Source organism: Burkholderia sp. Se-20378 (assembly GCF_017104665.1).
Classification (GTDB): Bacteria; Pseudomonadota; Gammaproteobacteria; order Burkholderiales; family Burkholderiaceae; genus Burkholderia; species Burkholderia lata.
In genome coordinates, this window is record NZ_JAAGPG010000686.1 from 1 (window position 1) to 3,613 (window position 3,613).

Genomic DNA, 3,613 nt, shown 5'->3' on the forward strand with positions numbered 1-3,613 from the left:
TGATCGGCGTCGCGGCGCTGCCGCACGATGCCGACGCGGCGGCCTGCGCGCAACGGCAGCACCTGCTCGCGACGAGCGGCGTGCCGGTGCTCGTGTGCACGTCGCGGCGATCGCCTGCCGAGGCGCGCGTGATGGCGCGTTGCCTCGATGCGCATCGCGCGGTCGAAGGGTGGCTGCATGCGCTGATGGCATTCGGCGCGAACGTGGAAGCGGACACCCGGCAACAACAAGCGGCCGACACGCAGGATGCGCTGGCATCGCTCGCCGCACTGCAGCGCGCCCGGGTCGGCACGGCCGCCGAAGCGCGTCTCTTCGCGACATTGCGCGTCCGCGCGGAGTGCGTCGCGGCCGAACTGGACGAACTCGACCGCCAGCGGCAGCGCGACGCGCAAGCGCTCGATGCGCTCATGCGGATCGCCGCGGACGGGCTGCCGTCGGCCGCGTTCGACATGGCGCTCGCCCGCTATGCGCACGGCGCGTTCGAGCAGATGGGGCGGATGGAAGGCGTGATTTTCCCGGCCGCGCGGCGCTATCTCGGCGACGCGGACTGGGCCGGACTGGATGAATCGCTGGCGGACGGCGCAGCCGCGACGCCGCCACGCGCGAACGAACCGAACGAACCCGACGATGCGCGACGCGCATCCGACTGACACCCTACGGAGAACAACATGGCACATGCAGTGCGATTCCACGAAACCGGCGGCCCCGAGGTCCTGCGCTGGGAGGAAGTCGACGTCGGCGACCCGGGCCCCGGCCAGGTGCGCCTGCGGCACGACGCGGTCGGCCTGAATTTCGCCGACACGTACTTCCGCAGCGGCCTGTACCCGGTGCCGCTGCCTGCCGGCCTCGGCGTCGAGGCGGCCGGCGTGGTCGAAGCGGTCGGCCCCGGCGTGACGAACGTCGCCGTCGGCGACCGTGTGACCTACACGGGCTTCCTGAACACGCTCGGCGCGTACAGCACCGAACGGCTGATCCCCGCCGCGCCGCTCGTGCGGCTGCCGGCCGGCATTTCGTGTGAAACGGCCGCGGCGATGACGATGCGCGGCCTGACGTCGGCCTACCTGCTGCGCCGCATCCATGCGTTCGCGCCGGGCGACACGATCCTGCTGCACGCGGCCGCCGGCGGCGTCGGGCTGATCGTGTCGCAATGGGCGAAGCTGCTCGGGCTCAACGTGATCGGCACCGTCTCCAGCGCGCACAAGGCCGAAATCGCCCGCGCGCACGGTTGCGACCATGCGATCGACTACAGCCGCGAGGACGTCGCGAAGCGCGTGCGTGAATTGACGGACGGCGCGGGCGTCGACGTCGTGTTCGACAGCGTCGGCAAGGACACCTTCGAAGGCTCGCTCGATTCGCTGAAGCGGCGCGGGCTGATGGTGTGCGTCGGCACAGCGTCGGGCCCGATCCCGCCGTTCGATCCGCAGCGCCTCGCGATGAAGGGCTCGCTGTACCTGACGCGCCCGGCGCTGGCCGACTACATCGCCGATCCGGCCGAGAAGAACGACCTGGCCGGCGAACTGTTCGCGCACGTCGCGGCCGGCCGGATCCGGATCGAAATCAACCAGCGCTACGCGCTGCAGGATGCCGCGCAGGCGCACCGCGATCTCGAATCGCGCAAGACGACCGGTTCGTCGGTGTTCATCGTCTGAGGAGACGCGCATGCGAGTCGAACCCCTGACCTGCGCGATCGGCGCGGAACTGCTGGATGTGAGCCTCGCCGACGCCGTGCACGACGACGGCCTGTTCGCCGAGATCCGCGCGCAATTGCTCCGGCATCGCGTGCTGTTCCTGCGCGACCAGGACTTCACGCGCGCCGAGCATGTCGCGTTCGCGCGGCGCTTCGGCGAGCTCGAGGATCACCCGGTTGCCGGCAGCGATCCCGAACACCCGGGGCTCGTGCGGATCTATAAGTCGCCCGACCAGCCGAACGACCGCTACGAGAATGCGTGGCACAGCGATGCGAGCTGGCGCGTGGCGCCGCCGTTCGGCTGTGTGCTGCGCTGCATCGACGGTCCGCCGGTTGGGGGCGACACGATGTGGGCGAACATGGTGCTCGCGTACGAGCGCCTGCCGGAGCACGTGAAGCAGCAGATCGACGACTTGCGCGCACGCCACAGCATCGAGGCGAGCTTCGGCGCGGCGATGCCGATCGACAAACGTCTCGCGCTGAAGGCGCAGTACCCGGACGCCGAGCACCCGGTCGTGCGCACGCATCCCGAAACCGGCGAGAAGGTGCTGTACGTGAATGCGTTCGCGACGCATTTCACGAACTTCCACACGCCGGCGCGCGTGCGGGTCGGGCAGGACGCGAACCCCGGCGCCGGCCAGTTGCTGCAGTACCTGATCAGCCAGGCTTATATCCCCGAGTACCAGGTGCGCTGGCGCTGGAAGAAGAACAGCGTCGCGATCTGGGACAACCGCAGCACCCAGCACTACGCGGTGATGGACTACCCGCCGTGCGTGCGCAAGATGGAGCGCGCGGGCATCGTCGGCGACGTGCCGTTCTGAGCGCGGCAGCACCGTAACCGGTCTCTGAAAAAACCATGCAACGCGCCGGGCATCCCGCCCGGCGCGGCGGGATACGCACGCCCGTACGCCTGAAATACAACGATTTCCACTGGAGGACGACATGCAATTTCTCGACGATTCGCTGCACCCGGAAAACCAGGACAAGGTGGTCATCACGGTCGCGCCGTACGGCCCCGAATGGATGCCGGCCGATTTTCCGGAAGACATTCCGGTGACGATGGACGAGCACGTGCAGAAGGCCGTCGACTGCTACAACGCGGGCGCGACGGTGCTGCACATGCACGTGCGCGAGCTCGACGGCAAGGGCAGCAAGCGGCTGTCGAAGTTCAACGAGCTGCTCGGCCGGCTGCGCGAGGCGGTGCCCGACATGATCCTGCAGGTGGGCGGCTCGATCTCGTTCGCGCCGGAAGGCGAGGGCGCCGATGCGAAATGGCTGTCCGACGACACGCGCCACATGCTCGCCGAGCTGACGCCGAAGCCCGACCAGGTGACGGTCGCGATCAACACCGTGCAGATGAACATCACCGAGCTGATGAACCGCAAGGACATCGCCGGCACGTCGCTGAACGAAGCCGCTCTGTGGGACGCGTACCGCGAGATGACCGTGCCAGCCGGCCCCGGCTGGGTCGACGAGCACCTGCGCCGCCTGCAGGCGGCCGGTATCCAGCCGCATTTTCAGCTCACCGGCATGCACGCGCTGGAAACGCTCGAACGGATCATCCGCCGCGGCGTGTATCGCGGCCCGCTGAACGTCACGTGGGTTGGCATCGGCGGCGGCTTCGACGGCCCGAATCCGTACAACTTCATGGAATTCGTGCGGCGCTGCCCGGACGGCGCGTGCATCACGCTCGAATCGCTGATGAAGAACGTGCTGCCGATCAACACGGTCGCGATGGCGCTGGGCCTGCATCCGCGCTGCGGGATCGAGGACACGATCATCGACCAGAAGGGCAACCGGATGACGTCGGTGCAGCAGGTCGAGCAGTGCGCACGAATCGCACGCGAACTCGGCCGCGACATCGCTACCGGCAAGGAGGCGAAGGCGATCTACCGGATCGGCGTGCAGTACGACGGCATCGACGAG

Annotated in this window: 4 protein-coding genes; all 4 read left to right on the plus strand. The window is 68.5% G+C overall.

Going from position 1 to position 3,613, the window contains the following annotated elements:
* A partial coding sequence (locus tag G3N93_RS36095) for a universal stress protein (protein ID WP_206135149.1) occupies positions 1-650 on the plus strand: 650 nt, incomplete at its 5' end.
* 18 nt (positions 651-668) lie between these two features.
* Entirely contained in the window at positions 669-1,649 is a 981-nt protein-coding gene (locus G3N93_RS36100; protein WP_206135150.1) for a quinone oxidoreductase, read from the plus strand.
* A 10-nt stretch (positions 1,650-1,659) separates the two neighbouring features.
* The gene (locus G3N93_RS36105; RefSeq protein WP_174934109.1) at positions 1,660-2,508 is read left to right on the plus strand and encodes a TauD/TfdA family dioxygenase; all 849 of its coding nucleotides are present in this window, start codon (positions 1,660-1,662) and stop codon (positions 2,506-2,508) included.
* A 121-nt stretch (positions 2,509-2,629) separates the two neighbouring features.
* The coding region (locus G3N93_RS36110; protein WP_206135151.1) for a 3-keto-5-aminohexanoate cleavage protein at positions 2,630-3,613 on the plus strand (984 nt) is incomplete at its 3' end.

Coding starts and splice junctions, on each gene's coding strand:
- G3N93_RS36100 (WP_206135150.1), top strand. CDS start 669: ATGGCACATGCAGTGCGATTCCACGAAACCGGCGGCCCCGAGGTCCTG.
- G3N93_RS36105 (WP_174934109.1), top strand. CDS start 1,660: ATGCGAGTCGAACCCCTGACCTGCGCGATCGGCGCGGAACTGCTGGAT.